The sequence below is a fragment of the Bounagaea algeriensis genome, assembly GCF_054491375.1.
Genome location: NZ_CM137102.1, coordinates 414284 through 441270, shown reverse-complemented (window position 1 = coordinate 441270; position 26987 = coordinate 414284). Strand labels below are relative to the sequence as shown.

Here is a 26987-nt window from a genome sequence, read left to right as displayed (position 1 = left end):
TGCCCCTTCGGACGAGTCACTCCTGACCGGGTCCTCTCCGACCGGGCCCTCTCCGCCCGGGCCTTCTCCGAGCGGGCCCTCGGCAGCGTCCGCGCTGGGCACACCCGCGGGAGGGGTCAGCTCCCCGGCGAGCGCGGTGACTCCCTCGGCCGGCGCGGTCCTGGGCCGGGAGGGAGCCGCGGCCTCCCGCTGCTCCCGGTCGAACCGCTCCGGTAAGCCTTCGATCCGCTCCCACAGCGCGAACGGGTGCTGCTCGGCGGCGAGGGAGGCGAATTCGGCGGTCTGGTCCAGACGCACCGGCCCGTGCGCTCCTCGATCCGCGCCGCCCGGTGCCGCTCCGGAATGCTGTGCCGACGTCACGATCCCCCCAGCTGGTCACTGCTGCGTCGAACGTCCACGAGCTCGCCGCGAACGCGTGAAACGGGTTGCGTGGGGCATCGACGCGCACGGCTCACGTGTTACCGGCACGCGGTCAGCCCCCTTCGCTTTCGGATTTGTCGCCGTCGAAGGACGGTAGCAGTTGATCAGCTGCCGCGAGGGCGGTTTCGCACAACCGCCACCGATCGCGATCACGGACCGCCGACACGCCGCCCCACGTGAAAAGCGCCACTGGTGACGGCCCCGCGAACCGAACTCCCTGGACACAACTCCCCTTGTTGCTGAACTCGATGGTTTAGTTAGTCCCGTGAACGGAACCGACGGTGGCGTAGGTTCCCGCGGCAGCGGCAACGTGGATCAGCCAGCCGCCGACTCCGGCGCGGCACGCGCGAACCGCCGGGCCATCCGGCGCTCGCCGCCAGCTCGCACGTGAGAACCGCCCCAGGCCGGCGCGAACCGACGAACGAGACGGAAAGGCAATGCGATGGCTGATGGCCACGAGCGTGACGACTCGCTGAGCAGCGCGCCCGCCGACCCCGCACGGCCGGACAGCACCCCGGCGGACCCCGCACCGCCCGGACGGGTGCCCTGGAAGGCGTTGCTGGCCGTGGGCGACAGCTTCACCGAAGGGCTCCAGGACGTCGACGAGTCCGGCAACGTGCGCGGCTGGGCCGACCGCCTCGCCGGACACATCGCGGAGCGCAACCCGGACCTGCGGTACGCGAACCTCGCCGTGCGCGGCAAGCTGATCACCCAGATCGTCGCCGAGCAGGTCCCGCGGGCGATCGACCTGGGCGCCGATCTCATCGCGTTCAACGCGGGCGGCAACGACATCATCCGCCCCGGGTCCGATCCGGACGAGGTCGCCGGGCAGTTCGAGTCGGCCGTGCGGCAGCTGCGCTCCACCGGCGCGGACGTGCTCATCGGCACCGGCTTCGACACCCGGGGCACCCCGGTGCTCAGCGCGGTGCGCGGCAAGGTCGGCACGTACAACTCGCACCTGCGCGCGATCGCCGATGCGCACGGCTGCCACGTCCTCGACCTGTGGTCGATGCACGTGCTGCGGGATCCGCGGGCGTGGAGCGATGATCGGCTGCACCTGTCCGCGCAGGGCCACCGGCGCGTGGCGCTGCGGGCGTGCGAAGCGCTGGGCATTCCGGTCGGTGCGGACTGGCGCGCGGAATGGCCGCCGATGCCGGAGCAGCCGTGGAGCGCGCAGCGGGCCGAAGACCTGCGCTGGGCGTGGGAGCACCTGGTGCCGTGGGTCGGCCGCCGACTGCGCGGCCGGTCCAGCGGTGACGGCCGGCGCGCGAAGCGGCCGAGCTACGAGCCGTACCTGCGGGCCTGAAACCAGGGGACCCGGCCTGAAACCAGCGGCCCAGCCTGAAGCCAGGGGGAGGGCCTGAGCAACGGTGCCAGCCTGAAGCCCCGGGGGACGCAGCGGAGTTGCGGCAGCAGCCCACCGGGACGAAGCACGGCCCCGGCCGCACGGTTCCGGCACAACGCCGAGCCGTGCGGCACGTCCGGTCGTGACCGGGTGTGCGAGCCGGGGCCGCACCCACCCCCATCGTCCGGGCGAACCCGTATCGCCGCGCCCGGAACTCGGCCCGGACGCGGCCGGGCGACACTCCCCCCTCTGGATCCCCCAGAGCCACCCGGGCGCGGCTCGGCGTCACCGAACCGCGTGATCGCCACGTTCGCAACGCGTTCTCACCACGCACTAACCGCTCACTAAACGCCCGGGTGTTCGGGCTCCTCCGTTCCGGTGCAGCGCGCGAGTCGTTCGCGCACCTCCCGCACCATCGGGGAACCACCGGTGTCGAACACGATCAGCGCCGTATTCCACCGGGTGCGGGCGACCGACGCGTCCCCGCGGTGCCAGGCCACATCGCCGAGCCCCACGTGCGCCGCGGCCTGCCGCATCGCCGAACCGCAGTGCAGCGCCACTTCGAGGGCCTCGCTGTGGTACCGCTCGCCCTCGTCGAGCCGGCCCAGTTCGATGTGCACCTCGCCGCAGTTGTTCAGCACCATCGCGAGGGTCTCCAGGTCGTCCATCTCCCGGTAGAGCTCCTCGGCCTCCCGCAGGTACCGCAGCGCCAGCTCGGGCCGGCCGGCCACCTGCTCCACCTGCGCGAGGTTGTTCAGCGCGCCCGCCCCGAAGTACCGGTCGGGCCGGTCGCGGTGGCCGGGCAACGCCGCGTGGCAGTGCTCCCGCGCCTGCTCGTGCCTGCCGAGGCGGATGAGCACGCTCGCCAGGTTGACCCGCGCCATGGCCAGCCACGATTCGTTCGCGGCCCCCTCGGCCACCCGGTAGGACTCGCGGTAGTGCTCCAGCGCCGTCTCCGGGGAACCCGAACGCGAGTGGACCACCCCGAGCCCGGCGGACATGAGCACCTCGCCTTCCGTCTCGCCCGCGGTGCGCGCGGCCCGCAGTCCGACCCGGTACAGGTCGACCCAGTCCTCCCAGGGGCAGCGGACCATCAGGTAGTTGAACTGCGTCCGCACCAGCCGCCACACCAGCTCGTGGAAACCCGCGTCGGCGGCGCGGTGCACGAGCGCGACCAGGTTCGCCCACTCCGCGTCGAACCACTCCAGCGCGTCCGCGCGTCCGGTCACCGGCGGTCGCTCCGCCGTCGCCCGGTCGGCGAAGTGCAGTTCGTCGCGCGCCGGCCGCAGGAAGCGCCGCGCGTGGTCGGACACGGCCAGGTAGTGGTGCACCAGTCGGCGCAGCGCCGCGCTGTGCTCGGCGCTTTCCGCCGCGACGGCGCGGTTCTCCGCGGGCAGCGGTTCGGCTTCCCGGGCGTAGACGCGCAGCAGGTCGTGCATGCCGAACCGGTCCGATTCGATCTCGTCGAGCAGATGCGCCCGCCCCAGCGCACGCAGCGCGTACCGCGCCTGGCCCAGGTCGGTTCCGCACAGCTCGGCCGCGGCGAACGCGCTCACCGACGGCCCGGGAACCTGCCCGAGCAGCCGGAACGTCCGCGCCAGCGAGGCCGGCAGGCTGCGGTAGGAGACGTCGAACGCGCCGCGCACGCTCGTCTCCCCGTCATCGGTGTCGAGCACGCGCAGCCGGTTGCGCTCATCGGCGAGCTCCTCGACGAGCCCGGCCGCACCGCCGCCCGGGTCGGCCAGCACCCGCGCGGCCGCGATCCGCAACGCCAGCGGCAGCCCTCCGCACAGCTCGGCCAGCCGGGTCACCGCGGCATCCGCCGTCACATCACCCGCGCGTTCGAGCACCTCGACCGCGGTGGCAGTGGGCAGCGTCTCCAGGTGGAACACCCGCGCCCCGCCGCGCACCACGAGCCCGTCGAGCCTGCGGCGGCTGGTCACCACCACGGCCGAGGCCGAGTTGCCGGGCAGCAGCGGCCGCACCTGCTCCGAGTCGCGCGCGTTGTCCAGCACGAGCAGCACCTGCCGCTCGGCCAGCATCGACCGGTGCAGCGCGGCGCGGTCGTCCAGCCCCACCGGGATCGCGTCCGGCGCCATGCCCAGCGCCTTGAGTACGCTCGTCAGCGCCTCGCCCGCGGTCAGCGGCGAGCGTTCCGGGTCGAAGCCGCGCAGCGACACGTGCAGCTGGCCGTCCGGGAAGGCGTGCGCCACGCGCCGCCCCCAGTGCACGGCCAGGGCGCTCTTGCCCACACCGGCGGTCCCGGTGACCACGGCGACGGGGCTGGTCACGCGCGTTCCGGCGGCGTCGAGCATGCGGTCCAGCTCGGCGATCTCCTCGTCGCGGCCGACGAAACCGGCGGGGGCGGGTGGTAATTCCGCCGGGACCGGCCTGCGGTGCGCGGTCTGCGCGCGTTGCCGCGGGCCGAGCAGCGCCGCGTCGTCGCGCAGCATGCGTTCGTACAGGTCGCGCACCTCCGGCCCGGGGTCGATGCCCAACTCCTGGGACAGCCGGATGCGCAGCGCGTGGAAGCAGTTCTGCGCCTGGGCGCGCTGCCCGCAGCGGTAGTGCGCGAGCATGAGCTGGTTGGTGAGCCGTTCGCGCAGCGGGTGGTGTGCGACCAGGGCGGGCAGCTCGCGCACCAGCTGGGCGTGGCGTCCCAGTTCGAGATCGGCGGCGGCGCGCTCTTCCAGCGCGGCCAGCTGCAGCTCTTCGACCTGCGGGGCGGTGGTGCGCCCCAGCGGGCTCTCGGCGAGGTCGGCGAGCACGGGCCCGCGCCACAGGTGCAGCGCCGCGGACAGCGAGCGCGAGCGCTCCTCGAGTTGCAGGCCGTGCGCCTGGTCGATGAGCGCGCGGGCGCGGTGCAGGTCGATGCAACCGGGGTCGACGTGCAGCACGTAGCCGGGCGCGCGCGTGGTCAGGCGCGGCGGATCGGGGTCGTCGGCGGGGGTGTCGTCGGCGGGGGTGTCACCGGCGGGGGTGGTGAGCAGCCGGCGCAGGTGGGACACACAGCTCTGCACGATCGTGCGCGCGGTGGCGGGCGGTTCCTCGCCCCAGAGCATGCTGATGAGGCGTTCGACGGGCACGACCTGGTTGGGTTCGAGCAGCAGCGCCGCCAGCACGAGCCGCTGGTTGGCGCTGCCGACGGTCCGCACCGCACCGTCGCGGAGCACTTCGACCGGGCCGAGCAGGCGGAACTCGAATCCGCTGCGCACGGTCGCATCATTGGCATCCAGTGGCGCCGTCATCTGCGAATCCCCCTGTTCCGCGTGTCCTCCGAAGCGCCGATGCGCTACCCCCATCGATGGCACCGCCCCGCCTGCGCGCGGCGGGTCGCCACACATTAACCAGTGCGCGCACCGTTCCGTCCGCATCCCGACGCGTGTCACCCGAACAGAGTCAGTCCACCCGGCCGGGGCGAAGCCAAACGGGCATAGGGCGCATCCGGGGCTTCGTTCGGCAACGCTCCCATTCCCCGGAAGAGCAATCCCCGAAAGAGTGATAAGAATCCGAGTAGAGTCGGGCAGCATCGTCGCCCCGGGCGCCGTCTCGAACAGCGTGGAAGGAGACCCGCACCCCGTGTCCACGACGTCCACAGTGGTCGACCGCGCCATCGCGTGCCTGCTCGGCGGCGCGCTCGGCGACACCCTCGGCACGCCGGTGGAATTCGCCCAGCTCGCCGACATCCGCCACGAGCACGGCCCGGACGGCGTCAGCGAACCGCCCGCGCAGGCCCTGCTCGGCGACGCGACGCAGATGGCGTTGTTCACCGGTGAGGGCTACCTGCACGCGTGGACGCTGGGGCACAACGGCGGCGGTTGGCAACCGGTGGACCTCGTGGCGGCCGCCTACCGGCGGTGGCTCACCACCCAGCAGGAGCAGCGGCCGCAGCCCGGCGTCACCGGCCTGCTCGCCGAATCCGCCCTCTACGCCAACCGCGCCCCCGGCCTGACCAGCATGCGTGCGCTGCAGGAACCCGCCCTCGGCACACCCGACCAGCCGCGGAACAGCTCGCAGGGCTGCGGCGGAGTCGACCGCGCCGCACCCGCCGGTTTCTCCCCCAGCGCCGAGTTCAGCTACCAGCTCGCCACCCACTTCGCCGCGCTCACCCACGGCGGCGTCGGCGGCTGGGCACCGGCGGGTGCGCTCGCCCTCGCCGTGCACCTGCTCGCCGTGCAGGGGCGGTCCCTGTCAGCCGCCACCGACCAGGCCGCCGGCCGGGTGCTGCGCGATGACCAGGCCACCGCGCACGCCCTCGCCGAAGCGGCCACCCTGGCCCGGCTCGGCGCGAGCACCGGCCACATCGAACGGCTCGGCCAGGGCTGGATCGGCCCCGAAGCGCTGGCCATCGGCGCGTACTGCGCGCTGGCGCTGCCCAAACCCGAGCAGTTCACCGACGCGCTGCGACTGGCCGCCAACCACTCCGGGCACAGCGACTCCACCGCCGCCGTCACCGGCTTCCTGCTCGGCGCGCGCCACGGCACCGACGTGCTGCCGCGGCAGTGGCTCGCGCGGCTCGAGCTCGCCGACGTCATCGAACGCATCGGCCACGACCTCGGCAAAACCTGCTCCGGGGAGAGCTTCAACGAACGCCGCTACCTGTCGCTGAGCTGACCGCCGCACCACTGCGGGGCGAGGCGCGACGGGACGGGGTACCGCGGGGCCGCGAGAGCGCAGGGCCGCGGGTCCTCTACACCGGCCGCCGGATACCACGGGGCAGCGGGGCGCCTACACCGGTCGCGGCGCTCCCGCACGCCGAGAACGGGCAACTCACACGATCTTCCGAGAAGCGAGTGGCGCTGGCGGCGCCGCGCCCCGCGGATTCGTAACCTCCCGAGGCATGACGCGATTGCCGATGCTCGGCGCTGCCCTCGGTGGCGCGGTCCTGCTGGCTGCGACGTTCGGCGCGTCAGTGCCGGCGTGGCCGCACCCGTCCGACAACTAGCGCGGCGCACACACCTCCCTCCCGGGGTGATGGGGCCCGCCCGGTACCGACCGGGCGGGCCCTTTTCAACGGCGGCCCTTTCAACAGCGGACTTCACGGCGGGCGCGCTGAAGTGCTCCGGCGTGCGGTGTGTGCATTTCGCACTGATCACGCGGTGTGCTCGGGGCAGGACGTCGGCGGGGCTGCTGCGTCAGTGGGATGTCCGGGGGAGCACGGTGAATTGGTCGACGGTGGCGAGTTCCCATGCTCCGCCGGCCAGCTCGTCGAGCACGGCGAGTTCGGCTTTGACTCCGTGGCGGGTGGCGACTCGGCGGCGACGGCTGCCAACGCCTTGCCGTCGCGCCGCCAGCGCCTTGCCGCCGCGCTGGCGGCGCACCGGGGCTGCTCCGGCGTACCGCATCTGTGCATTTCGCGCGAAATGTACGCACGGGGCGGCCCCGATCGGGTTACCGCGACAGCGCGGACGGGGTCACTGCGCGAGCAGTGCCGGCACGTCGAGGTCGATCACCTGCTGGGCGTTGCGTTCGAGCCACACCCGGAACAGCTCGTCCCCGCGTTCGGTGCGCTCGACCGCGAGCGGGGCGCCGATCGTGGCGACCAGGCCGCGGAAGCACCACCGGCGGTACTCCTGCCAGCACCGCTCCCATTCGAGATCGCGCACGCCGCAGCGCACCAGCTCCTCGTAGTAGGCCCGCACCAGCTCCTTCTCGTGCGCGCGCCGCTCGTCGATGTCGAGGCACCCGCCGAGGAAGTACGCGGCGTCGGACAGCAACGGCCCCCAGCCGGCCGTCTGCCAGTCGACGACGCGGCAGTCGTCCTCGCGCAGCAGGAGGTTGTCCAATCGGTAGTCGCCGTGCACCAGCCCCATGGGCGTGTCCGCTTCGGGCGTCCACGCGTGCGGGGTGAGCATGACGGACGCGCACACGTCGAGGTGTTCCGGCGCGATTCGCGCGTGGTAGCGCTCGCGGAACCGCTGCAGCAGCGACGCCATCCTGCCCTGGTCGACGCCGCGGGTGATCGGGCGGAGGTAGTCGCGTTCGGCGAGCTCGGGCTCGCGCAGCACGGGCACCTGCAGGCGCGCGAGCTTGCGCAGGATCATCCGCGCCGTGCCGGCCGAGCAGCCCGCGATGTGATCGCCCTGCCGGGCAGCGGCGACATCCTCCAGCACGAGCGTGAAAGCCCCGTCGTCCTCGGCGTACTCGGCGAAGTGGCACCGGGGCACGAGGCCCTCGAGAGACCCGCCCAGATCGCGGTAGAAGACGATCTCGCGGTGGTAGATGTCCAGGTCGACACCCAGGGATCGGCTGAACTCGTCGTCGGAGGCGAACTTCACGACGACGCTTTCCACCTCGCCGGACCCGGCGTTGAACGACGCGCGGTAGCAGCGCCCCATCTGGCCGGTGCCGATCGGCCGCACCGACACGAGCGCCAGGTCCGGGCGCTGCAGCACCCGCCCCAGCCATTCGGCAGTGATGTCACCGGGCTCCCTGATGAGGTGCATCCTCCCGTGCTGCATGGTGTTCTCGCGCGCGCCGGGGCGCATACCGCTCCTTCCTGCCGGCAGATGTGGTGCGCCGACCCGCTGCGGCGCCCGAGGAGGCTCTCCGCCGGTGCACGCGTGCTCCGCGGCACGATGCGCGCCGTTTCGGCACTTCCGCGGCCGCGGGAGGCATCGCACACGACCATCCACAGTGTCTGGACCCAATGGACGCGAAGCGTTCCGCCCCCAGGCAGGACGAGCGCGCACCGATGCGCCGGTGCGTACGCGATGTCCCAGCGCGCCACGGGCTTTCCCGCGCCCGCGAAGCCGGAACAGCTTCCGCGGCCGCCCGCCTCGGCTTACTTGCCGGCAGGAACGCGGCCACAGCGGAGGCTGCCGCGAGGCAGCTCGGCGAACCCGAACACGATCAGCGTACACAGTTTAGTTGTGTTAGGCAACTACATTGGTGGGGCATGCCGATGCGGAGGAGGACGAACCGTCCGCGCACCCCCGGTGAACAGCGGTCGAGCGAGCCCGGATCGGTGCCTCGCCGCATCACGGCCGCGGCGGCTGATCACCACGCGGCTCGAGGTCGCGCCCGCCGCCCCCGCGGGTTTCCCGCTGCCACCGGCGGGCGAGTTCACCGCCGATCAACCGGTTGTTGGCGATCACCACCGCGATCCACGGCAACGGGACGGTGACCATGATCAGCACGACCGCCAGCCACCAGACGTGCACGAACAGGGCGGCGACGACGAAACCGGTCAGGTGCACCGCCATCAGCACCGCGTACACCCGCTTGCGCACGCGCTGCTCCGCGGCCAGCGACGGCGCCGCGTCGGTGATCACCACGGGTTTCCCGCGCCGAGCCTGCCGCATGGCGACCTCCTCACCCGGCCGTCGAGTGCAGCCCCGCTCGCGCGCAGCGGTCGTGCGCTGCTCTCGACACCAGCGCACACCCGGGCGGAACGGATGTCAACCGGACTCACCTACGAGTTCTCGGACCTGGCGTTCAACCGGGACCGCGCCGGCACCGGACCGGACGAACGACGAGCTCAGAGCTTCGCGCGTGCTCGTGCGGTGGCGCGGCTGGGCATGACGGTGTCGAGTTCGGAGTTCATGGCCGCGCCGAGCAGTACGGCGAAAGCGGTGATGTAGAGCCAGAACAGCACACCGATGGGCGCGGCGAGCGCTCCGTAGATCGCTGAGTGCTCGAGGACGAGGCTGAGGTACAGGCGCAGCAGGAAGCTCCCGAGCAGCCACAGCACCAGCGCGAGGACGGCGCCCGGGACGTGCTCGCGCCAAGGGGTCCGCAGCGGGACGGACAGCTTGTAGAGGGTGGTCAGCGCCACGAGGGAGAGCAGTGCGATTCCGGGCCAGTAGAGCACGTGGATCACCATCGAGCCGGCGGGCACGAGCTGGGAGAACCAGCCGGGGCCGACGGCCAGCAACGGCAGCAGCACCAAGCCGCTCAGCAGTCCGAGGGCGTACAGCAGCAGCGACAGGAGACGCTGCCGGACGAGACCGCGCTGTTCGGCGAGATCGTAGATGACCGAGATCGTGTCGATGAAGACGTTGAGCGCGGCCGAGCCCGACCACAGCATGAGCACGAACCCGATCGAGACCACTCCGGCCCGGCCGGTGGCCAGCACCTCGTCGAGGGCGGGCCGCAAGATCTGGTCGATGCCTTGCGCAGACAGGACGGTGCCCGCGGCCTGCTCCAGGGTGGTGCGCACGGCACGCACGGTCTCGGTTCCGATCACGCGCGCGAGATACCCCAGGGTGCCGACCAAGCCGAACAGCAGCGGTGGCAACGAGGTCAGCGTGAAGAACGCCGCCTCGCCGGCGAGACCGGCGATCCGGTGCCGCGTGATCACGTCCGTGGTCTCGCGGACGAGCCGGCGCGCGGCGCGGCGGGCGCGGCTGAGCCACAACAGGGCCGCCGGCCTGCCGCGGTGGTTGTTCTCAGCGGGCACGGGGCATCGATAGCACACGCTGCGGAGTCACCGTGCGCGCGACGCCTGAGCAACTGCTGCCGGAAACCGACCGCGCGGATGACGCCCGCGAGGAATTCCCGCGCACGCCTTCCGCCGGCACAGCAGCGGAGATCACCACCGCGCCCGCCGTCGAGCAGTGCTCAGGGGAACAGCCTGGCCAGCGAGCGGGGCAGCTGGGCCACCGTGTCACCGACCTCGCCGCGCGGGGCCCACTGGTGCAGGACGCTCAGGACCGCCCGGACTTGCTGTTCGGTGCGTTCCTCATCGGCCGTGGCGATCTCACCGCTGACGCGGTCGAGGAAACCGGTCTCGCCCAGCGAGCGCGCCTGCCCGCTGCGCCGGGACAGCTCGCGCTGCACCTCCGGGGGAAGGCCCTGCATCAGCTCGTCGACCTGGCCGCCGCTGATGGCCTCGGCCAGCGTTGTCAGCGTTGCCCTGGCCACGCGGGAGGCCTCATCCGCCGACTCCAGGTCCGTCCTCTCGCGCACCTGCTCGGCGAAGGTCCGCATCGATTCTCCCTGCCAGATCTCCTCCACGGGCGTGCTCCTTCCGCACCGTCTCGCTGATCGGACATCCAGCGGCGCTGCAGCCGCACCGGTCCCGTCGAGCCCACCACGAGCGAATCCCTCCCGCATAACGAGCGGCGCCGCGGCCGGTGCCAGGTGTGGCGCCAGCCGCGCGACCCGGGCCGGTGGGCGTGGTGCAACGCCCTGTGATTCGCCCCTTTCCTGCCCGGATCACCGACGCGGCAAACGTGCCGGTGATCACCACCGCTGGGAGCCGTCCGCACGAGCAGGTGAGCGCCGCTCCGAGTCGTGCGGGGCAGCGCCCCGCCCCGGGCGGGGACGTTTCGCAGCGGCCGGTGGTGAGCACACTCCAGGTGGATCATGCCCGGCCCTGTTCGGGAAGTGAGCAGCGAGGAGGAGAGATGAGCACCGCACGCGAGCTCATGCAGTCCGGTGCGACCTGCGTGCGCACCGATGAAACGGCCGCGGACGCGAGTCGGCTGATGGCCCGCGACCAGGTCGGCGCCGTGCCGATCTGCGGCGAGGACAACAAGATCAAAGGCGTGGTCACCGACCGCGACCTCGTGGTCAAGGTCGTGGCCCAGGGGCGGGATGCCGGCACGTTCCCGGCCGGCGACCTCAACCAGCAGGAAGCCGTCACCATCGGCGCCGACGACGCGGCCGAGGAGATCTGGACCGTGATGGCCCGCCACCAGGTGCGGCGGCTACCCGTGATCGACCAGGGGCGCCTGGTGGGCATGGTCTCGCTCGGCGATGTGGCCCGCGCGCTGCCGCATCCCGACACGGGCCAGCTCACCGAAGCGCTGTCGTTCTCCTGACCCGTCCCTGAAAGGCCGCCCGCCGCTGAAAACCACCCGCACCCGCGTCGCGGGTGCGCACGTACCGCGCAGGAGCGCGGAGTCCGGCACGCCCTCGGCGACGCGCCGCGTCGCCGAGGGCGCACGCGCGTCGGGTGGTTGCAACAGCGCGGCGGTCGCAGCAGCACCGCTCAGCGGTCAGACCGCTTCGACCACTGCTGGTCGCCTGTTCGCCACTGTCCACATGGGCTGGTCGTGGGCTGGTACCGCACGACCGGGTCCACCCGGCACGGCCACCAGCACGACGACGAGTTCCTCCCGGGAAACATCGGGGAAACGGCGACACCGGGCGGAACAGCGACAATTGCGACCGGAACTGAGACCAGAATTGAGACCCGGGGTCAGGAGGACGCCGCTGCGGCCGCCCGTCCAGCGGCGTCCTCCCCGGTCAGGCGCGGCGTTCTCGCTGGGTAGACGCCGTGAGCTTCCTCGGTAGACTCGGAGCCGCCGAGGGGGCTCGAACCCCTGACCTTCCGCTTACAAGGCGGGCGCTCTACCAACTGAGCTACGGCGGCCTGCTCACCGCAACGGGTGCACACCGAACATCGTAAGCGCCTGGCCCACCACTGCCGTAGCGGGTCACCCGACCCGCGGCCACGGTCCGCTCCCCGCAGTTGGCACGCGCCACCGGTGAGGCTGAGCCTGCTCGGACCCGTGCGACCGGGCGATCCTCGGTGCGCCACGCCCACGTGACCGACGACATAGCCGAGAGGTGCAACGGTCGCTCTATGACAGCCGATGGCCGAGAGGGAGATCACGCACGGCACGCCCACAAGGCGGCCAAGCATTGGAGGAATCCAGCGGTGGGCATCACACAGCGTGCCCGCGGAGCGCTGTGGCGCCGCGGTCCGGAAGCGACCCATCCGGCCGGCATCCGCAACGCCGTCCACGGCCCGCAGCTTCCGGACGAATCCACCGTTCACCTCGTCCTCGACCTCGGCCTGCGCATCGGCGAGGTGCAGATGGCCAGCGGGGCCGGCGCCTCGGACGTGACCGCGACGATCATCGCGGTCACCAACGCCTACGGGCTGCCGCACTGCGAGGTCGACGTGATCTACACGTCGATCACCGTGTCGTGCTACCGGGGGACGGAGCAGTCGCCCATCACCTCGGCGCGCGTCGTCCGCAACCGGTCCACCGACTACACGCGGCTGGCCGACGTGGAAGGCCTCGTCCGCCGCATCGCCGCCGGCGAGATTAACTCGGCCGACGCCTACGCCGAGCTCGACCGGATCACCACCGCCCCGCACCCGTTCCCCCGCTGGGTCGCCACCCTCGCCTGGGCCGGCATGGCCGCCTCGCTGGCCGTGCTGCTCGCGGGCGGCGACCTCACCGACTCGCAGGACCGCGCGCTGCCGATCGTCGCCGCGGTCGCCACCGCGCTCATCGACCGCATCGGCCGCTACGTGAACCGGCGCGGGTTGCCGTTCTTCTACCAGCAGATCATCGGCGGGGCGATCGCCACCACCGTGGCGGTGGTCAGCCACGGGCTCGGCATCCTCGGCAACCCGGCGCTGGCCGTGGCCTCCAGCATCATCGTGCTGCTATCAGGCATGACCGTCGTCGGCGCGATGCAGGACGCGATCACCGGCTACAACGTCACCGCGGCCGGACGCATAGCCGAGATCGCGCTCATGTCGGCCGGTCTGATCGCCGGCGTCGTGCTCGCGCTCTACGGAGGGCTGCAGATCTTCGGCGAGAACGGGTTCGTCGGCAGTCTCGACGTGAACGACATCGGACGCGCCACCGTGCTCTCCCCCGCGGTGCACCTGCCCGTGCAGCTGCTCGCGGGCGCGTCCACCGCGACCTGCTTCGCCCTGGCCGGCTACGCGCAACCGCGGCCGTGGATCGCCGCCGGGATCGGCGGCGCCATCACCGCGACGGTGCACGCGCTGCTGATCGCGGTCAACGTCGACTCGGTGCTCGCCGGTGCCGTGGCCACCACCGTCGTCGGTTTCATCGGCGGCATCGTCGCCCGGCGGCTGCGCGTGCCGCCGCTGGTCGTCGCCGTCTCGGCCGTCGTGCCGCTGCTGCCGGGCCTGGCCACCTACCGCGGCCTGTTCCAACTGTCCGTCCTCGGCGACCCCGCCGGACTGACCACGATCATGCTCGCGGTCGCCACCGGGCTCGCCCTCGGCGCGGGCATCGTGCTCGGCGAGTTCCTCGCCCAGCCGGTGCGCACCCGGCTGGGGCGCTTGGAGCGCAAGCTCGCCGGGCCGCGGATGTCCGGGCCGCTGCGCCCCACCGACCGCCGCCTGGACTAGGAAGTGTTTCAAATGTGGTTTGCCCGCTGAGGGTGGGTGGCTGGGGGGCAGCTGGGAGGAACCTCAGCGCTTCCCTGGACTGCGGGTGCCCCTCCTCATGTAGCCACCTACACAGCGTCGGGACCGTCCTCGCCAGGAAAACGCTGAGAACCCGCAGGCACTGTCGTTGCTCGGATGACGGCAGAAAACAGTGACTGCACCGCTGATGAAGCGGGCCGTAGTTTGATCGGCTTTTCGGCCATGCGCGGCACGCGCACCGCGCGCACTCCGGATAGCCTGCGACTCGATGTCCACGCGTGAAGGAGCAGGGGTGAACAACGGCAGCCAGCCGATCCGAGCGGACTTTGTCGTGGTGGCGAACCGGCTTCCGATGGACCTGGTGCGGGCCGAGGACGGCACGCAGCAGTGGCGGCACAGCCCCGGCGGGCTCGTCAGCGCCCTCGAACCGTTCCTGCGCGCGCAGCGCGGCGCGTGGGTGGGCTGGCCCGGTGTCGCCGACGTCGCCGTCGACCCGTTCACCGACGAGGACCTGCAGCTGTGCCCGGTGCAGCTCAGCGCCACCGAACTCCGCGAGTACTACGAGGGGTTCTCCAACGCGACCCTGTGGCCGCTGTACCACGACGTGGTGGTTCCACCCGTGTTCGAGCGCTCGTGGTGGCAGGCCTACCGGCGGGTGAACCAGCGTTTCGCGGAAGCCGCCGCCGCGGTCAGCGCCGAGGGCGCGACCGTGTGGGTGCAGGACTACCAGCTGCAGCTCGTCCCGGCGATGCTGCGGGAGCTGCGCCCCGATCTGCGCATCGGCTTCTTCCTGCACATCCCGTTCCCGCCGGTGGAGCTGTTCATGCAGCTGCCGTGGCGCACGGAGATCGTGCAGGGCCTGCTCGGCGCCGACCTCGTCGGCTTCCACCGCCCCGGCGGTGCGCAGAACTTCCTGTGGCTGGCCCGCCGTCTCGGCGGGTTCGAGCACAGCCGCGCGCAGGTCGGCGTCCGCTCCCGCCCGGGCGTGGTGCGCGTGGGCGACCGGCCGGTGCGCGTGGGCGCGTTCCCGATCTCCATCGACTCGGCCGATCTGGACCGCCTCGCCCGCACCAGGGAGGTGCAGCAACGGGCCCGCTCGCTGCGGCAGGAACTCGGCAATCCGCGCCGCATCGTGCTCGGCGTGGACCGCCTCGACTACACCAAGGGCATCGACGTCCGCCTGTCGGCGATGCACGAACTGCTCGCCGAAGAACGCATCACACCCGAAGAGGTGACGATGGTGCAGGTGGCCACCCCCAGCCGCGAACGCGTCGAGCACTACCAGCAGATGCGCGAGGACATCGAACGCAAGGTCGGCCACCTCAACGGCGAGTTCGGGCGCGTCGGGCACCCCGCGGTGCACTACCTGCACACCTCGGTGGACCGCAAAGAGCTCGTGGCGCTGTACTGCGCCGCCGACGTCATGGTCGTCACGCCCGTGCGCGACGGGATGAACCTGGTGTGCAAGGAGTACGTGGCCTGCAGGCACGACCTCGGCGGGGCGTTGCTGCTCAGCGAGTTCGCCGGTGCGGCGGCGGAGCTCACGAGTGCGTTCCTGGTGAATCCGCATAATCTGGACGGGGTGAAGGACTCCCTGCTCGCCGCCCTGAACGTGGCCGAGGACGAGGGACGCCGTAGGATGCGTGCACTGCGCAGGCAAGTGCTCACGCACGATGTCGATCGCTGGGCGCGGTCGTTCCTCGAAGCACTGGGCACGTCCCTCGCGGAGTGAGTGCCGGGGGTTCGCGCTCGCCGGTCGCCGTGTGCAGCAACCCACACCGCTGTCGGCGCGACCGGTGCGGCGTGCAGCAGGACAATCGAGTTCAGCGGCGAACCGCTGTGCGTCCATACTGGTCGAATCGGAGTTCGTGCGCGGCCGCTACCGCACCACGAGCGCGAATCGACGCCCGCCACAACACGTTCGGTCGACCGCGCGTTCGTCCGAAGCCCCACCGCCCGTTACCCACCACGGCCCCAGAGGAGTGTGGCGTTGACCGCCGAATCCCTGCCCGCTGACCTGCGCCGGGTGATCGTGCAGCTCGCGCGGGCACCGCGCCTTTTGGTCGCCTGCGACTACGACGGCACCCTCGCGCCGATCGTGACCGACCCCACCCAGGCCAAACCGCTTCCCGAGTCGGTGCACGCGCTGCGTTCGCTGGCGGCGCTGCCGGCCACCACCGCAGGGGTGATCTCGGGACGGGCCCTGCGGGACCTGGCCACCCTGTCGCGCCTGCCCGCGGAGGTGCACCTGGTGGGCAGCCACGGCTCCGAGTTCGACGTCGGGTTCGTCCGCGACCTCGACACCGAGACCACGCAGCTGCGCACCAACCTGCAGCGCAGCGTGCAGGGCATCGCCGCCAGCAGAACCGGGGTGACCCTCGAGGCGAAACCCGCCAGCGTCGCGGTGCACCTGCGCCGCGCCGACCCGGAGACGGCCCAGGCCGTGCTCGGGGAGCTGCGCGCAGGACCGGCCTCCTGGGAAGGCATCCACGTCACCGAGGGCAAGTCGGTCGTCGAACTGTCGGTCGTGCAGACCAACAAGGGAAGCGCGCTCGACGCGCTGCGCCACCAGGCCGGGTCGACGGCGGCGCTGTACCTCGGCGACGACGTCACCGACGAGCAGGCGTTCGCCCAGCTGCACGGCCCCGACCTGGGCATCAAGGTCGGCGAGGGGGACACGCTGGCGCACCACCGCATCGGCGAGACCGCCGACGTGGCCACCGTGCTCGCGCTGCTGATGGAAGAACGCCGCACCTGGCTGTACGGCGAGCAGGCACCGCCGATCGAACGGCTCACCATGCTGGCCAACGAACGCACCGTCGCCCTGCTCACCCCGGAAGCGCGGGTGACGTGGATGTGCCACCCGGGCCCGGACTCGGCGTCGGTGTTCGCCGACCTGCTCGGCGGGGCCGGCGCGGGCCACTTCAGCATCTACCCGGACAGCGACGGTTCCGGCACCCAGCGCAGCCCGCTGCCGCTGGGACAGCGTTACGTGCCCAACACGATGACCGTGGAAACCCGGTGGTCGCGGCTGTTGGCCACCGACTACCTGGCGCACGACACCGAGGGGCACCGCACCGAGCTGGTGCGGGTGATCAGCGGCAGCGTGCCCGCGGTCGTCGAATTCGCCCCGCGCCCCGAGTTCGGGCAGGTCCCGGTGCGGATGACCCCCGAGGCCGGCGGGTTGCGCGTCCAGGGCACCGCCGAGCCGATGGTGCTGTACTCGCCCGGGGTGGAGTGGACGATCACCTCCGACGGCATGCACGAACAGGCGCACGCCGTGGTGCGGCCGGCGGAGAACGAACCGGTCGTGCTGGAACTGCGCTGCGGCACCGCGGAACTCGCCGATCCGGAGGAGCCGGAACCGCACCGCCGCGCCGCGGCCGAGCGGTACTGGTCCGAGTGGCTGGATTCGCTGCAGCTGCCGAAGGTCCAGCGGGACCTGGCGGGCCGGTCGGCGCTGACGCTGCGCGGGCTGTGCAACTCCGACACCGGCGGGATCATGGCCGCGGCCACCACCTCGCTGCCGGAGGAGATCGGCGGCGTGCGCAACTGGGACTACCGCTACTGCTGGCTGCGCGACGGTGCGATGACCGCGCAGACCCTGGCCACGCTCGGTTCGCCGGACGAGGCCGGGGCGTTCCTGGACTGGCTGCACCGCGTGCTCGAAGGCCTGCCCGGTCCGGAGCGACTGCACCCGCTGTACTCGCTGCAGGGCACCAGCCTCGGCCCGGAAGCGGTGATCGACAGCCTGCCCGGCTACGCCGGGTCCCGGCCGGTGCGCGTGGGCAACCTCGCCGACCAGCAGGTCCAGCTCGACGTGTTCGGGCCGGTCGTGGAGCTCATCGCGCACCTGGCGCAGACCACCGGGCGGCTGCGCGAGCGCGACTGGGAACTGGCCACGGCGATGGTCCGGGCCGTGGCGGAACGCTGGCAGGAACCGGACCACGGGATCTGGGAGGAGCGCGACGCCCCGCGGCACCACGTGTATTCCAAGGTCATGTGCTGGGTGACCGTGGACCGCGCGCTGCGGATCGCCGAAACCTACGACCGCGAAGTCGACCCGTCGTGGCCGGCGCTGCGCGACGAGATCTCCCAGGACGTGCTCAAGAACGGCTGGCACCCGGACGTGCAGGCGTTCACCACGGCCTACGAAGGGTCCGATTTGGACGCGGCGTCGCTGCACGTCGGCCTGTCCGGGCTCATCAGTCCGTCCGACGACCGGTTCCGGGCGACGGTCACCGCGATCGAGGCCGAACTGCGCAGCGGCTCCACCGTCTACCGCTACCGGCGCGACGACGGGCTGCCCGGGGACGAGGGTGGTTTCCACCTGTGCGCGGCCTGGTTGATCGAGGCCTACCTGCTGACCGGGCGCCGCACCGAGGCCGAGGAGCTGTTCCAGCAGATCGTGGACACGACCGGCCCGACCGGGCTGCTCTCCGAGGAGTACGACCCGATCGCGGAGCGCTCGCTCGGCAACCACCCGCAGGCGTACTCGCACCTGGGGCTCATCCGCTGCGCCCAGCTGCTGTCCTCCTGAACCGGGCGCTCGGCGCCTCCGCGCCGAAGCCGGAGGCGCCGGGCCCGGCACCTTGCGAGGACGGTCGTAGAAGTGGCGATTCCCCCGAACCGGCACAACGACATCGCGGGCACCCCTTACCCTTATCGGGCAGCCGTGAGCCGACTCCCGAACCGAAAGGCGCAACCGGGTGACCTTCCTGTACATCATCATCGTCGTGCTGGTGATCGTGGCGGCCGTCGCGGTCGTGCTCGGTCTCCGGGCGCGCCGAGCCGCCGCCCAGCCGGCCGAACCGGCTCCGACCGACCCGTTCGGCACCGGGGACCAGGACGCGCTGCGCGGAGACCCGCGCAAGCTGCGCGCCGGGGACATCGTGGAGATCCGCGAGCACACCTACACGGTCCGCGGCAGCCTGCGGTTCTCCGAGGGCGGCTGGACCTGGGACTCCCACCTGCTCGACGACGCCAGGGGGAACCAGGCCTGGCTGGAGGTCGAGGAGGACCCGGACCTGGAACTGTCGCTGTGGACCGCGGCCCCGGACGCGCCGGAGCCGGGTCCGCGCCAGCTCGAACACGCGGGCCGCACCTTCCACCGCGAGGAGGCGGGATCCGCCCAGTTCCGCAGCGAAGCGACCACCGGCCTGGACGAGTCCGGCACGCTGCGCTACTACGACTACGAGGCCTCCGACGGCGCGATGCTCGGCTACGAGGCCTACGGCGACGCCCAGGGCTCCGGCGGTGCCCAGGGATCCGGCGGTGCCCAGGGATCCGGCCAGGCGGCCGGCGAAGGCGAATGGGAAGCCAGCACCGGTGAAGAACTGACCCGGTACGAAGTCCGCATCTACCCGGCTGCGAGCTGACCCATGAAGCCGAGTTTCTGGTTCGTCCTCGCCGGCATCGCCGGGGTGTTCGCGTTGATCCTCGGGCTGACCACCGCGTTCTCCACGGGCCTGAGCCCGCGTTCCTACGTGCAGCACCACTACACGCGCGCGGAGCAGACCGACCCGCCGGGCCGCGACAGCCGCGCGTACACGAGTCGGCAACCACCCACGCGGGTCGCCGCGGACATCAGCGACCGCTGGCAGCCGCAGAACCGCTACGCCGACGGCTCCGGCATCTACCTGCGCTACCCCGACGACGCGATCGTCGTGAAACCGCGCGGCAGCGGCTCGCGCATCGAGGTCATGAACGCGCGCCGCGCGCACCACCACTACTACGGGATCATCGGCGGCGCCTGGGGGTGGAACAGCACCTACGGGGAGAGCTTCCGCGGACGCGGCCCGGGGGTGGGCAAGTGAACCGGCACGCCGCCCGCAGCGGGAGCTCGCTGAGCACCAGCGACAAGCGGACCCTGCTCGGTCTGCTGGTCGTGCTCGGCGGCGGCCTGCTGATCTGGATCATCACCAGCAGCATGCTGCCGAGCTCCGACCAGGACAGTTTCACCTCGGACGACACCGAGCGCTACAACGACAACGACACCTACACCGGCGCGCCGATCCCCGAATTCACGCAGCAGGATTCGCAGCAGCTCTCCCGCGCGCTCGACAAGGCGGCCCGCCCCCACGGCGACCTCTGCCTCGGGTGGCGGTTGTTCGACGGCACCGGGATCGACGGTCCGGAACCGCGCGGCGCCGGCTCCAGCGAAGGCCCGAACGTTCCGGCCGACCAGTGCTCGCGGTGGGCCGAGGTGGCGGTCACCGTGGCCTACGGGGACAACGACGACTGGGACGCCGCGCGGATCGAGGTGAACACCTCCCCCGACCTGTCCGCGGTGATCACCGAGGACGACTTCGTCAGCAGCGGCATCACGGCCGACACGCTCGTTGCGGAGCCGATCGGGGCGACGGGGCAGGCCGCGCTCGTGCTGCCGCTGCTGCTGACCGAGCAGGGCGATCTGGAGGCAGCCTCCCCGGAGGATTCCGCAGCCCGGGCGCCGGACGATGCGTCCCCGGCCACGGGCGGTGGCACCGGTGCGTGGATGATCGTGGCCTGGCTGGTCGTGCTGGTGGTCATCACGATCGGCGCGCTGATCGGCGGGTTCCTCGCGCGCGCCAAGGCGAAGCGCCGAGCGCGCGGTGGCGGACCCGACGGGCCGAGCGGACCCGACGGGCCGGGTGGGCCGGGTGGTCCCGGCGGGCCGGGTGGGCCCGGCGGACCAGGTGGGCCCGGCGGGCCGGGTGGTCCGATGGGTCCGAGCGGCCCCGGTGGACCAGGTGGTCCGGGCGGGCCGAGTGGAGCGCCGCCGAGCCCCGGGGTGCCGGACTCGTCGATGCCGAACCAACCCATGCCCCACCTCCCCGGTCCGGATCGGTCCGCGCCGGATCGGTCCGCGTCCGGACAGGGCATGCCGGGCCAGCCGAACGGACCGGGAACGCCCGGTCGGCCCAGCTCTGCCGGCCAGCCCCACCCAGTAGGCCAGCCCCACCCAGCGGGCCAGTCCTACCCAGCGGGCCAGTCCTACCCAGCGGGCCGGACCCACCCCGGCCACCCCGGCGCCGCTGATCCACCGAATCCGCCGCGGTGACCGGCGACCACGACGACGAAAGGGACACGCACGCCGTGCTCGTGAACGATCTGCTATTCGGCCTGATGTCCGCGGTCCTCTACGGAGCGGTCGGGCTCGCCATGATGGCCCTGGGCTACGTGCTCGTCGACATCGGCACGCCGGGGCGTCTGCGGGACCTGATCTGGCGCGATGCCAACCCGAACGCGGTACTGCTGCTGGTCTCCGGACTGCTCAGCGTCGGGATCATCCTGACGACGGCGATCGCGGCGAGCGCGCACGACCTCCTCGCGGGGCTGGCCGGCACCGTGACCTACGGTCTGCTCGGGCTGCTCATGATGAGCCTGTCGTTCCTGATCATCGACGCGGCGATCCCCGGCAAGCTCGGCGAGGAGCTGTCCCAGCCGGGACTGCACCCCGCCTCGTGGGTGTCGGCCGCGGCGCACGTGGTCATCGCAACCATCATGGCCGCCGCGATCTGGTGATTCATGTCCGTCTCGCAGGAATCCGCCGACGCGAGCGCCGACGCGGATCGCGCACAGCGGGAAGCGGCGACAGCGACCGCACCGTCCACGTCGGATGACGCGGGCGTCCCCGCACGTCCCCGCGGGCGGCTGGCGCGCACGGCCGTGCTCGTGGCCGTGTTCGTCTGCGCCGCCTGCGGACTGGTGTACGAACTCGCGCTCGTCGCCCTGGGCAGCTACCTCATCGGCGACACGATCGGCCAGGCGTCGATCGTGCTGTCGCTGATGGTGTTCGCGATGGGCGTCGGCGCGCTCGCGGCGAAACCGCTGCAACGCTTCCCCGCCGCGGCCTTCGCGAGCATCGAGATCGCACTGGCCCTGCTCGGCGGGCTGAGCGTGCTCGTGCTCTACGCCGCGTTCGCGTGGCTGAGCCTGTACATGCCCGCGCTGATCGTCACGGCACTGCTGCTGGGCGTGCTCGTCGGCGCCGAGATCCCGCTGCTCATGGTGCTGCTGCAACGCATCCGCAGGCAGGACGCGGGCAGCGCGGTGGCCGACCTGTTCGCCGCCGACTACGTGGGCGGGCTCGTCGGCGGGCTCGCGTTCCCGTTCCTGCTGCTGCCGCTGTTCGGCCAGCTGCAGGGCGCGCTGGTCGTCGGCATGGTCAACGCGGCCGCCGGCCTGGGGCTGGTGCTCGGCGTGTTCCGCCGCGACCTGCCGCGGCGCGCCGTGGTGCTGCTGTCGCTGGGTTGCGTGCTCGTCGCCGGGATCCTGGGCGGTTCCTACGCGTTCGCCGACCGCTTCGAGGTGACCGCGCGGCAGGCGCTGTACTCCGACCCGATCGTGCACGCGGAACGCACGCGGCACCAGGAGGTCGTGCTGACCAACTCGCGTTCGCCGACCGGGCCGGACGACACGCGGATGTTCCTCAACGGGGACCTGCAGTTCAGCAGCCTGGACGAGTACCGCTACCACGAGGCGCTGGTGCATCCGGCGATGGACGGTCCGCGCGGCAACGTGCTCGTCCTCGGCGGCGGGGACGGGTTGGGGGTGCGCGAGATCCTGCGCTACCCGGACGTGCGGCACGTGACCCTGGTGGACCTGGATCCGGCGGTGCTGCGGCTGGCGCGCAACGATCCGCGGGTGTCGGCCGTGAACGAGCACGCGTTCGACGACCCGCGGGTCACCTCGATCGCCGATGACGCGTTCAGCTGGTTGCGCGAGCACAACGAGCAGCGCTACGACGCCGTGTTCGTGGACATGCCCGACCCGGATTCGGAATCCACGGCGAAGCTGTACTCCGCCGAGTTCTACGCGCTGGTGCGGCAAGCGGCCGCGCCGCACGCGCGGGTGGCGGTGCAGGCCGGATCGCCGTACTTCGCGCCGAAGGCGTACTGGGGCATCGAGGCGAGCATGCGGGAAGCGGGTTTGCACACGGTGCCGTACCGGGTGCAGGTCCCGAGCTTCGGCGCGTGGGGGTTCCACCTGGCCAGCGCGGAACGCACCCCGGAGCTGAGCCTGCCGGACGATGCGCCGCAGCTGCGGTCGCTCGACGAGCCGACGCTGCGGGCCGCGGCGACGTTCCCGCCGGACCGCGCGCGCGTGGAGGACGTGCAGCCCTCCACGCTCATGCACCCGCGGATCCTGCAGTACTCCCAAGGCGCCTGGCAGAACTACTGACCATCGTCGCTACTCGATGTCGAGCACCCGGAGCGAGAGCCGTGCAGGAGGTTCCGCCACGGGATCCTCCACGCAGATCAGGAAAATCCTGTTGTCACGGCCCGAACCAGCGTTCTTCGGGGGACCGGGGGGAGGCCGCGGTCCGCCCTCCGAGGAGCTCGGTTTCCAGCGTGACGTGCCGCGGGCGCCCGGGTTCTGCCTGCTCGAGCAGCAGCCGCCCCGCGGCGCGCCCCTTCTCCAGGACGGGCTGGCGCACCGTGGTCACACCGGACCGCTCGGCATCGGCTATCCCGTCGAAACCGGTGACGGTGACGTCCTCGGGCACCCGGCGACCGCGGTCGCGCACCTCGTCGAGCGCACCGAGCGCGAGGATGTCGGAGGTGCACACCAGCGCCGTGATCTCCGGGTCGTGGTCGAGCACCTGCGCAGCGGCCGAGGCGCCCGATTTGACGCTGTGGTCGAACCGCTCCACCACGGGCACCTGGGCCCAGTCGACGCCGGCTTCGCTGAAGACCTCGGCGAGCGCGGTCAGCCGGGCCTTCTGCACGTGGAAACTGGCGTGCGCCTGCCGGTGCGGTGCGGCGAACCCGTCGTTGCGGCCGCGGGCCAGCCGCATGCAGCACACGCCGATGCGCCGGTGCCCCAGTTCGATGAGGTGCTGGGCCATGCCGCGCATGGCCGCGGCGTCGTCGGGGCCGACCCAGTCGAGGCCGTCGATCTGCGGCTGGTCGGAGATCACCACCGGCAGCGGCCGTTCGAGCACGGCCGCCAGGTGCGGATCGTCCTCCGGCACCGAGTACACGATGAAGCCGTCCACCCCCGCCCGGTGCACCGCGGCGATGTCCTCCCGCTCCGGGTTGGCCGGGATGAGCGTCAGGCCCTGCCCCGCGTCTTCGCACGCCAGCGCGAGGCCTTCGAGGAAGCCCAGGGCACCCGGGTCGCGGAAGGCGTACGAGAGGTTCTCGGTGAGCAGCAGCCCAACGGCTCCGCTCTTGCGCGTGCGCAGCGAACGCGCCACCGGATCGGGCCCCGGGTAACCGAGTCTGCGCGCGGTGTCCAGGACCCTCTTGCGCAGCTCCGGGGAGAGCTGGTCGGGCCGGTTGTACGCGTTCGAGACCGTCGTCCGCGACACACCCAGCTCCGCGGCGAGGGACGCCAGAGTCGCAGGGCGTCGGGCGTTCGTTGGCCGAGCCATGCGGGAACCGTAACGGTTCAGATCCGCCTGGTGAAGCGGGCGTGAGGCGCACGACACGTCCGCGCCGGTTCGGTCACGCTGTGCGTTCGGCGTGAACACGGGGTGAATCGAACACGACGGAGGGCTACCCCGCGCCGCGCTCGGCGGTTAACTTGTGCGAGCCGGTTCAGGTGAAAGGTGAGTCACACATGGCCGAGGTCGCTTTTCGGAACGCTTCGCGAATTTACCACGGCACTCCTCCCGTCCGAGCCGTGGACCAGCTCTCCCTCGACATCGCCGACGGCGAGTTCCTCGTGCTCGTGGGACCGTCCGGATCCGGCAAGTCGACCGCGCTGCGCATGCTCGCGGGGCTGGAGGACGTGGACGAGGGCGCGATCACGATCGGCGGAACGGACGTGACCGACGTCGCGCCGAAGTCGCGGGACATCGCGATGGTGTTCCAGTCCTACGCGCTGTACCCGCACATGACCGTCGCCGAGAACATGGGTTTCGCGCTGAAACTGCGCAAGAAGCCGAAGGAGGTCATCCGCGAGAAGGTGACCGAAGCGGCGCGGATGCTGGACCTGGAGCCGTACCTGGACCGCAAGCCGAAGGCGCTGTCCGGCGGCCAGCGGCAGCGCGTCGCGATGGGCCGGGCGATCGTGCGCGAACCGAGCGCGTTCCTCATGGACGAACCGCTGTCCAATCTGGACGCGAAGCTGCGCGTGGAGACGCGCGCGAACATCGCCGCACTGCAACGCCGGTTGGGCACGACGACGGTCTACGTCACCCACGACCAGGTCGAGGCGATGACGATGGGCCACCGGGTCGCGGTGCTCGAGGACGGCCTGCTGCAACAGGTCGCCACCCCGCGCGAGCTCTACGAGAACCCGGCGAACGCGTTCGTGGCCGGGTTCATCGGCTCGCCCGCCATGAACCTCAAGACGGTGCCGCTGAGCCCGGACGGGGCGGTGCTCGACGGGCACACCGTGCCGCTGCCGCGCACGGCGATCTCGGCGGCCGGGGGCCTGCAGGAGGTCACCTTCGGGGTGCGCCCCGAGTCGCTGCGCCTGACCTCCGCCGAGGACCCGGAGAGCCTGGCGCTGACCGTGGAGCTCGTGGAGGAGCTCGGCGCCGATGCGCTCATCCACGGCAGCATCGACGTGGACGGCGCACCGCAGCGGTTCGTGGTGCGCGCAGACGGTCGGAGGCCGCCGGCGCTGGGTGAGCGCGTCCACGTCACGTTCCGCGATTCCGACGAGATCCACGTGTTCCACCCGGAGACGGGCAACCGGATCGCCGCGGTGTAGCGCTCCCGGCGCTCACTTCCCCGCGGGCGCATCCCTGTGCTCGCATCCCTGCGGGCACATCCCCGCGGGCGCATTCCTGCGGACGCATTCCCGCGGGCGCATTCCTGCGGGCGCATTCCCGTCGGCACCGCATCGGAGGTTCCGGTGCGGTGCCGATGCGCGTGCGCGGAGAAGTCCGCGGAAATATGCGAATGCGCGCATGAACTGGCCTCGAAAGCGCCTGACGCATGCGAATGCGCGCATGCGAAGAAAGGCCGATGCGCGATTTCCTCCGGACTGTGACACGAAATACCTCGATCGGATGGCGCGCGCGGCGGGCCACGGCCTAAACTGCACATGACAACGATTTCCGTTTGTCTGTCGCGCCGCGTTGCTCAGCCCTCCGTGGCGATCTCATCCGATCGAGGAGTTCAGCGATGACCGTCCGTGCGCACTTGGCGCGCCGCAAGAACCGGTTCACCACGACGGCTCTGGCCGGTGTCACCACCACCGCGCTGGTTCTGAGCGGGTGCGGCAGCGGCACGCAGGGCGAGGACTCCGACGGCGAGCTCTCGGTGGTGGCCTCCACGGACGTGTGGGGCAGCGTGGTCCGGGCCGTCGGCGGCGACCAGGTCGACGTCGAGTCGATCATCGACGACCCGGCAACCGACCCGCACTCCTACGAGAGCACCCCCCGGGACGCGGCCACGATCAGCGACGCCGACCTCGTCCTGTCCAACGGCGGCGGATACGACGGGTTCATGCCGCAGATCCTCGCCGCCACCGGCGAACGCAAACCCACGATCCAGGCGTTCGACGGTGAGCACGACCACGGCGGACACGGCCACGGGGGACACGACCACGGGGGCCAGCAGAACCGGCACGCCGAGCACGGCGGGCAGCAGGGCGGAAGCCCCCAGCAGCACGACCACGGGGGACACGGTCACGGGGGGCACGACCACGGCGGCGAGAACGAGCACGTCTGGTACGAACCGCACGCGGTCGCCGACGTGAGTTCTGAGATCGCCGCGAAGCTCGGCGAACTGCGACCGCAGTCGGCCGAGCAGTTCCGGCACAACGCCGAGCGGTTCGAGCAGCAGATCGACCAACTCGACAACCGCATCGGGGAGATCCGCGAGCAGCACCGGGGCGAGCAGGTCATCGCCACCGCGCCGGTCGCCGACCTGCTGGTCGAACGAGCCGGGTTGCGCGACATCACGCCCCAGGAGTTCGTCAACGCGGTCGAAGCCGAGAACTCCCCGTCCGCCGCAGCCGTCGCCGCCATCGACGACGCCGTGTCCTCCGGCCGCGCCTCCGCGGTCATCCACAACCCGCAGACGGAAACCCCCGTGACCCGCAAGGTGCTGCGGAAGGCCGAGGACAACGGCATCCCGGTGGTGCCGATGTCCGAAACGCTGCCGCAGGAGCAGTCCGACTACGTGCCGTGGATGAGCGGGCAGGTCGACCGGCTCGCCCGCGCGCTCGACGCGTGAACCCGCCGCACCG

20 protein-coding genes and 1 tRNA gene are annotated in these 26987 nt (G+C 71.7%); 13 read left to right on the top strand and 8 right to left on the bottom strand.

The annotated features are described in order from the left end of the window. Positions 1 to 862: 862 nt before the first annotated feature. Entirely contained in the window at positions 863 to 1726 is an 864-nt protein-coding gene (locus ACVGV2_RS01985; RefSeq protein ID WP_459164335.1) for an SGNH/GDSL hydrolase family protein, read from the top strand. Between the two features lie 383 nt (positions 1727 to 2109). Here ACVGV2_RS01985 and ACVGV2_RS01980 read toward each other — a convergent pair whose 3' ends face one another. Continuing rightward, positions 2110 to 5013, bottom strand: coding sequence for an AfsR/SARP family transcriptional regulator (locus tag ACVGV2_RS01980; RefSeq protein ID WP_459164334.1), 2904 nt, complete (start codon positions 5011 to 5013; stop codon positions 2110 to 2112). Between the two features lie 331 nt (positions 5014 to 5344). Here ACVGV2_RS01980 and ACVGV2_RS01975 point away from each other — a divergent pair, with 331 nt between their 5' ends. Next, positions 5345 to 6379, top strand: a complete 1035-nt coding sequence (locus tag ACVGV2_RS01975; RefSeq protein ID WP_459164333.1) for an ADP-ribosylglycohydrolase family protein — start codon at positions 5345 to 5347, stop codon at positions 6377 to 6379. Positions 6380 to 6900: 521 nt separating this feature from the next. On the opposite strand, the gene ACVGV2_RS01970 is transcribed toward ACVGV2_RS01975, so the two are convergent. The 5 genes from ACVGV2_RS01970 to ACVGV2_RS01950 form a co-directional block, all read right to left on the bottom strand. Beyond that, complete coding sequence (locus tag ACVGV2_RS01970; protein ID WP_459164332.1) at positions 6901 to 7086, bottom strand: hypothetical protein; 186 nt, start codon at positions 7084 to 7086, stop codon at positions 6901 to 6903. A 93-nt stretch (positions 7087 to 7179) separates the two neighbouring features. Continuing rightward, positions 7180 to 8253: a phosphotransferase gene (locus tag ACVGV2_RS01965; protein WP_459164331.1), complete on the bottom strand. Its 1074-nt coding sequence runs from the start codon at positions 8251 to 8253 to the stop codon at positions 7180 to 7182. A 492-nt stretch (positions 8254 to 8745) separates the two neighbouring features. Then, a complete protein-coding gene (locus tag ACVGV2_RS01960) occupies positions 8746 to 9069 on the bottom strand; it encodes a DUF3099 domain-containing protein (RefSeq protein WP_459164330.1) in 324 nt (107 codons plus the stop codon). A gap of 176 nt (positions 9070 to 9245) precedes the next feature. Next, positions 9246 to 10166, bottom strand: coding sequence for a YihY/virulence factor BrkB family protein (locus ACVGV2_RS01955; RefSeq protein WP_459164329.1), 921 nt, complete (start codon positions 10164 to 10166; stop codon positions 9246 to 9248). A 161-nt stretch (positions 10167 to 10327) separates the two neighbouring features. Next, positions 10328 to 10723: a DUF2267 domain-containing protein gene (locus ACVGV2_RS01950; protein WP_459164328.1), complete on the bottom strand. Its 396-nt coding sequence runs from the start codon at positions 10721 to 10723 to the stop codon at positions 10328 to 10330. 392 nt (positions 10724 to 11115) lie between these two features. On the opposite strand from ACVGV2_RS01950, the gene ACVGV2_RS01945 reads away from it, so the two are divergent. After that, the gene (locus ACVGV2_RS01945; protein ID WP_459164327.1) at positions 11116 to 11532 is read left to right on the top strand and encodes a CBS domain-containing protein; all 417 of its coding nucleotides are present in this window, start codon (positions 11116 to 11118) and stop codon (positions 11530 to 11532) included. A 481-nt stretch (positions 11533 to 12013) separates the two neighbouring features. Here ACVGV2_RS01945 and ACVGV2_RS01940 read toward each other — a convergent pair. Beyond that, a tRNA-Thr gene (locus ACVGV2_RS01940) sits at positions 12014 to 12086 on the bottom strand. A 288-nt stretch (positions 12087 to 12374) separates the two neighbouring features. Here ACVGV2_RS01940 and ACVGV2_RS01935 point away from each other — a divergent pair. From ACVGV2_RS01935 to ACVGV2_RS01900, 8 genes are all read left to right on the top strand, one after another. Beyond that, the gene (locus tag ACVGV2_RS01935) at positions 12375 to 13835 is read left to right on the top strand and encodes a threonine/serine exporter family protein (protein ID WP_459164326.1); all 1461 of its coding nucleotides are present in this window, start codon (positions 12375 to 12377) and stop codon (positions 13833 to 13835) included. 286 nt (positions 13836 to 14121) lie between these two features. Continuing rightward, the gene (locus tag ACVGV2_RS01930; protein WP_459164325.1) at positions 14122 to 15585 is read left to right on the top strand and encodes an alpha,alpha-trehalose-phosphate synthase (UDP-forming); all 1464 of its coding nucleotides are present in this window, start codon (positions 14122 to 14124) and stop codon (positions 15583 to 15585) included. Positions 15586 to 15843: 258 nt separating this feature from the next. Next, complete coding sequence (gene otsB, locus ACVGV2_RS01925) at positions 15844 to 18393, top strand: trehalose-phosphatase (RefSeq protein WP_459164324.1); 2550 nt, start codon at positions 15844 to 15846, stop codon at positions 18391 to 18393. 169 nt (positions 18394 to 18562) lie between these two features. Further along, entirely contained in the window at positions 18563 to 19231 is a 669-nt protein-coding gene (locus ACVGV2_RS01920; RefSeq protein ID WP_459164323.1) for a DUF4178 domain-containing protein, read from the top strand. A 3-nt stretch (positions 19232 to 19234) separates the two neighbouring features. Continuing rightward, the gene (locus ACVGV2_RS01915; protein ID WP_459164322.1) at positions 19235 to 19669 is read left to right on the top strand and encodes a DUF4247 domain-containing protein; all 435 of its coding nucleotides are present in this window, start codon (positions 19235 to 19237) and stop codon (positions 19667 to 19669) included. Continuing rightward, on the top strand, positions 19666 to 20895 hold the full coding sequence (locus ACVGV2_RS01910; protein ID WP_459164321.1) for a hypothetical protein: 1230 nt from the start codon (positions 19666 to 19668) through the stop codon (positions 20893 to 20895). Before ACVGV2_RS01915 ends, ACVGV2_RS01910 begins: the two co-directional genes overlap by 4 nt. A 65-nt stretch (positions 20896 to 20960) precedes the next feature. Beyond that, positions 20961 to 21359: a DUF350 domain-containing protein gene (locus ACVGV2_RS01905; RefSeq protein ID WP_459165836.1), complete on the top strand. Its 399-nt coding sequence runs from the start codon at positions 20961 to 20963 to the stop codon at positions 21357 to 21359. 3 nt (positions 21360 to 21362) lie between these two features. Further along, on the top strand, positions 21363 to 23018 hold the full coding sequence (locus ACVGV2_RS01900) for a polyamine aminopropyltransferase (RefSeq protein ID WP_459164320.1): 1656 nt from the start codon (positions 21363 to 21365) through the stop codon (positions 23016 to 23018). A gap of 94 nt (positions 23019 to 23112) precedes the next feature. On the opposite strand, the gene ACVGV2_RS01895 is transcribed toward ACVGV2_RS01900, so the two are convergent. Further along, positions 23113 to 24213: a LacI family DNA-binding transcriptional regulator gene (locus ACVGV2_RS01895; RefSeq protein ID WP_459164319.1), complete on the bottom strand. Its 1101-nt coding sequence runs from the start codon at positions 24211 to 24213 to the stop codon at positions 23113 to 23115. A 188-nt stretch (positions 24214 to 24401) separates the two neighbouring features. Here ACVGV2_RS01895 and ACVGV2_RS01890 point away from each other — a divergent pair, with 188 nt between their 5' ends. Then, the gene (locus tag ACVGV2_RS01890) at positions 24402 to 25502 is read left to right on the top strand and encodes an ABC transporter ATP-binding protein (protein ID WP_459164318.1); all 1101 of its coding nucleotides are present in this window, start codon (positions 24402 to 24404) and stop codon (positions 25500 to 25502) included. Positions 25503 to 25918: 416 nt separating this feature from the next. Beyond that, on the top strand, positions 25919 to 26974 hold the full coding sequence (locus ACVGV2_RS01885) for a metal ABC transporter solute-binding protein, Zn/Mn family (protein WP_459164317.1): 1056 nt from the start codon (positions 25919 to 25921) through the stop codon (positions 26972 to 26974). The last annotated feature ends 13 nt before the right edge of the window (positions 26975 to 26987 follow it).

Bases quoted from the DNA above. Each gene is read 5' to 3' on its own strand.
- ACVGV2_RS01960 (WP_459164330.1), bottom strand. From the start codon at position 9,069: ATGCGGCAGGCTCGGCGCGGGAAACCCGTGGTGATCACCGACGCGGCG.
- ACVGV2_RS01905 (WP_459165836.1), top strand. From the start codon at position 20,961: ATGTCCGCGGTCCTCTACGGAGCGGTCGGGCTCGCCATGATGGCCCTG.
- ACVGV2_RS01980 (WP_459164334.1), bottom strand. From the start codon at position 5,013: ATGACGGCGCCACTGGATGCCAATGATGCGACCGTGCGCAGCGGATTC.
- ACVGV2_RS01945 (WP_459164327.1), top strand. From the start codon at position 11,116: ATGAGCACCGCACGCGAGCTCATGCAGTCCGGTGCGACCTGCGTGCGC.
- ACVGV2_RS01915 (WP_459164322.1), top strand. From the start codon at position 19,235: ATGAAGCCGAGTTTCTGGTTCGTCCTCGCCGGCATCGCCGGGGTGTTC.
- ACVGV2_RS01985 (WP_459164335.1), top strand. From the start codon at position 863: ATGGCTGATGGCCACGAGCGTGACGACTCGCTGAGCAGCGCGCCCGCC.
- ACVGV2_RS01900 (WP_459164320.1), top strand. From the start codon at position 21,363: ATGTCCGTCTCGCAGGAATCCGCCGACGCGAGCGCCGACGCGGATCGC.
- ACVGV2_RS01890 (WP_459164318.1), top strand. From the start codon at position 24,402: ATGGCCGAGGTCGCTTTTCGGAACGCTTCGCGAATTTACCACGGCACT.
- ACVGV2_RS01965 (WP_459164331.1), bottom strand. From the start codon at position 8,253: ATGCGCCCCGGCGCGCGCGAGAACACCATGCAGCACGGGAGGATGCAC.
- ACVGV2_RS01895 (WP_459164319.1), bottom strand. From the start codon at position 24,213: ATGGCTCGGCCAACGAACGCCCGACGCCCTGCGACTCTGGCGTCCCTC.
- ACVGV2_RS01930 (WP_459164325.1), top strand. From the start codon at position 14,122: ATGTCCACGCGTGAAGGAGCAGGGGTGAACAACGGCAGCCAGCCGATC.
- ACVGV2_RS01885 (WP_459164317.1), top strand. From the start codon at position 25,919: ATGACCGTCCGTGCGCACTTGGCGCGCCGCAAGAACCGGTTCACCACG.